Source organism: Neorhodopirellula pilleata (assembly GCF_007859915.1).
Taxonomy (GTDB): domain Bacteria; phylum Planctomycetota; class Planctomycetia; order Pirellulales; family Pirellulaceae; genus Rhodopirellula; species Rhodopirellula pilleata.
Genome location: NZ_SJPM01000058.1, coordinates 1 through 3432, shown reverse-complemented (window position 1 = coordinate 3432; position 3432 = coordinate 1). Strand labels below are relative to the sequence as shown.

The following is a 3432-nucleotide window of genomic DNA, read 5'->3' as shown; positions in this document are numbered from 1 at the left end:
CAACGGCGACAGTTCGAACGAGTTTGGCCGGATGTCAGTGTATCGAACGCGGGCGAACCAGTGTTCAACGAGCGTTGATTCAGTCCTGGATTCGGGTCGGGGCCGGGCGTTGCAACATCGACGAACAACACGGATCACCGGGTAGACGGGTCATCCGAAAAAGTTAAGAGTTGAAACAAAACTCAACATTCAAAAAAGTTTCTCTACCCCGATAAGCGAGTCTACTCCGGTGCATCCGATCGTTATTCGCTCGAAATTGGGTTGCGATTTAGACAGACGAGCGGCGTTACAGCTGTGACGGATACGACGAAATAGAAAGAAAGCAAAATGTATTCCGGAGTCCATGACATCGGGACAGCGAGTGAATTGGGTCCATAGTCTTGAATAAGTTGTTGGCAAAGAATGCAAGCCATAAATGCAATTGCCCCTACCAGAGAAGTGAAGACCGGACCAGCGCGGAATATGTTTGCGTTCAGCATTGCTACACATGCGTGTACAAACCAAAGTCCCAGACCAATCTTCAGTGTCATAGACCAGACGCGAAATTGGCCGGTGAAAGCGGCTACGGTTTCGTCTAGTCCTGCGAAAGCGCAATAGAAGGCAAAGGTGCACGTCAAGTAGGTCGTAAAAAAACAGACAAAGTGGCGAAGGATGTATCGGCGATAAACGTCCAATCCGCTTGCACACGAATTTACGGAGCAAGGAGGTGAACGGTAAGGGTTCAGCGATTCCATTCGGCGGGTCCGGTCGGTTGCGTCAGTCGAACGCCACCGATCACGGAGCGGCCTAGTAAAAGTTTGAAGTTTCAAAACGGCGTCTTGGCCGCTGCCGTGGATCGGATTGTTCGTCGTGTCCCAACGGCGACAGTTCGAACGCGTTTGGCCGCATGCCAGTGTATCGAACGTTGGCGAACCAGTGTTCAACGAGTGTTGATTCAGTCCTGGATTCGGGCCGGGGACGGGCGTTGCAGCACCGACGAACACCGCCGATCACGGAGCGGCCGGTGCAAAGTTGGAAGTCGTAAAAAGGCGTCTTGGCCGCTGCCGTGGATCGGATAGTTCGTCGTGTCCCAACGGCGACAGTTCGAGCGAGTTTGGCCGCATGTCAGTGTATCGAACGTGGGCGAACCAGTGTTCAACGAGCGTTGATTCAGTCCTGGATTCGGGTCGGGAACGGGCGTTGCAACACCGACGAACACCACCGATCACGGAGCGGCCGGTAAAAAGTTTGAAGTTCCAAAATAGCGTCTTGGCCGCTGCCGTGGATCGGATAGTTCGTCGTGTCCCAACGGCGACAGTTCGAACGAGTTTGGCCGCATGGCAGTGTATCGCACGTTGACGAACCAGTGTTCAATGAGCGTTGATTCAGTCCTGGATTCGAGTCGGGGCCGGGCGTTGCAGCACCGACGAACGGCGGACATCACGGGGCACGGAGAGTGAACTATCCGCTGCGAGAAACGCCGCAAGCCGTGCTCCCGTGCATGTCATTGTTCCCCGCATTTTACAGTTTGCCCCAACTGACCGCCATCGTTCGCCCAAGTCGTTCTCGAATCAATTCCGGAATCGAGGTGGTCCAAAGCGGTGACGAAAACGAAATCCAATTCCAAAACTCTATTCCAAGGTACGCCATACCGATGTCCGGCTCCGTCCTCCATTCGTTAGAACGTGATGACCCGTCACAGCGAGGACAACAAATCGGAGCGATTCTATCGTCATTGATAAACTCGCCAACGCAATCGTAAAGTTGATCGATTACTTCTTCCCCGTATGGAAACTGGTGCCGACATTTTGGGCAAGAAACGTAGTGAAGCTGCGGAAATGCAAAGTAGTTGACGTATCGCTCTGCGTGAACCTTTACGCCATTTGTTGCATGTGGTTCCCAAAACGGAACGCACGAACCGGCGTCGGCAAATATTTCGGCAATGCGCGGACCAGGCGGATAGCCAACGCCATTAAGTACGCAGTCTTCATTCGGTTGGTCCAAGAGAAATCGCTCTGACACCAAGAGTCCGATGACCATGTCACCGATTGACTGCGCGTCCGCAGGAGATGCATTGTGATCAATCAGTGAATTGTAGCTGCAGCCCACGTCAATGCGTCATCTTCGGTCGGGGAACGCCGCCGATCACGGAGCGGCCGGTGAAAAGTTAGAAGTTCCGAAATAGCGTCTTGGCCGCTGCCGTGCATCGGATTGTTCGTCGTGTCCCAACGGCGACAGTTCGAACGAGTTTGGCCGGATGTCATTGTATCGAACGTTGACGAACCAGTGTTCAACGAGCGTTGATTCAGTCCTGGATTCGGGCCGGGGACGGGCGTTGCAGCACCGACGAACACCGCCGATCACGGAGCGGCCGGTGAAAAGTTGGAAGTTGTAAAAAGTCGTCTTGGCCGCTGCCGTGCATCGGGATAGTTCGTCGTGTCCCAACGGCGACAGTTCGAACGAGTTTGGCCGGATGTCAGTGTATCGAACGTGGGCGAACCAGTGTTCAACGAGCGTTGATTCAGTCCTGGATTCGGGCCGGGGCCGGTCGTTGCAGCACCGACGAACAATATATTCAACCCTACTCAGTAGGGTCATATACGGCGATACGGGGTGAGTCAGTAGGGCAATATACCGTGATACGGGGTGAGTCACTAGGGGCATTTGACCAATATCGCTCAACTCGATATTCTGCCGAGTGATATTACTTAATTCGCTCAGTAGGGGCAACCCTGGCAGTTTGAAAGGTCAATCTGATGACGCTTGCTAAGTATGAGTTGGTCGTGGCCTCGGCAGAAGACATTGGGGAGAGCGATCGAATTTGGTTTCCGAAATGGTTGCGACGATATGCAATGAGTTTTCGTAAAGGGCTTACGGACGAATTGCCCGTCAACCGCGACGCCGCTTTGCAGTTTTCTCGCAGTTTGCTGAAGTCGGGAGCTCCGGCTTGGCAACGGTGGCAGGCCGTGCGGGCGGTGGAGTATTACCGCGATTTGATTCTGCAACGATAACGTCCGGATTCGATGCCCGTTTGGTACAGCCGCGGAGAGATTAAGCTATTGCAGGAGCAGATGACCGGTATGCACTGGATCATGTTGTTGCTGATGTATGGTGCCGGGCTTCGACACAAAGAGTGTCGTCGGTTGCGGATCAAAGACGTTTGGTTTGACGAAGGCCGTTTGTTGGTTCGTGATGGGAAGGGCCAAAAAGACCGGATGACGTTTTTGCCTAAACAGGTCATCCCGGAGTTGCAGCGTCAGATTGCTTGGGCGACACAATTGCACCAGCAGGATATCGATGAGGGGTTCGACAAGGTTTATTTGCCGTTCGCGTTGTCGCGGAAGTATCCCAATGCGGGACGAGAAATCGGTTGGCGTTGGGTGTTCCCATCGCGTCAGCGTTCAAGAGACAAGCGAAGCGGCAACGTGTGGCGGCATCACATCAGCGAGGAGC

The 3432-nt window shown here is 53.7% G+C and carries 2 protein-coding genes; both read left to right on the top strand.

The window, feature by feature from the left end; translation table 11 throughout:
- Positions 1-2735 precede the first annotated feature (2735 nt).
- A complete protein-coding gene (locus tag Pla100_RS30150) occupies positions 2736-2990 on the top strand; it encodes a hypothetical protein (protein ID WP_146583100.1) in 255 nt (84 codons plus the stop codon).
- 12 nt (positions 2991-3002) lie between these two features.
- Positions 3003-3432, top strand: a 430-nt coding sequence (locus tag Pla100_RS30145) for a tyrosine-type recombinase/integrase (RefSeq protein WP_231603817.1), incomplete at its 3' end; no start/stop codon positions are given.